Below are 378 nucleotides of genomic sequence, written 5' to 3' on the forward strand. Positions count from 1 at the left end.
CCATTCCGCGTGCACCGTGACGCTCGCGTGCCCGGAGTCGAGCGGCACCCCGGTCGGGCTGGTGATCGAGGTGAGCACCTCGACCTCGCCGTTCGCGACCGCCTCGACGGGGACGAGCGCGGTGCCCGTCGACTCGGGCTCGACCGTGAGGTCGATCGCCCGGTCCGCCCGCAGGATCGGGCTCTGGGGGTCGACCACCACCCGCACGGTCACCGCGTAGGGCAGGGAATTGCTGACGGCGACCTTGAACTCGGCGTTGCGGGCCAGGAGCGCCACGTCGCTGCCGGACTGCAGCTGCACCGAGCTCTGGATCTCGGCCGAACGGGTGTGGAAGTCGGAGACGGCCCGGTCCCACGCGCTCGTCGAGGCGGTCCAGGC

General features: G+C 72.2%; 1 protein-coding gene. It reads right to left on the reverse strand.

Annotation, left to right across the window (positions count from 1 at the left end):
- The coding region (locus tag FJ658_RS16030) for a DUF6049 family protein (protein ID WP_219995705.1) at window positions 1-378 on the reverse strand (378 nt) is incomplete at both ends.

The organism is Schumannella sp. 10F1B-5-1 (genome assembly GCF_006517535.1).
In the GTDB taxonomy this organism is placed as follows: domain Bacteria; phylum Actinomycetota; class Actinomycetes; order Actinomycetales; family Microbacteriaceae; genus Schumannella.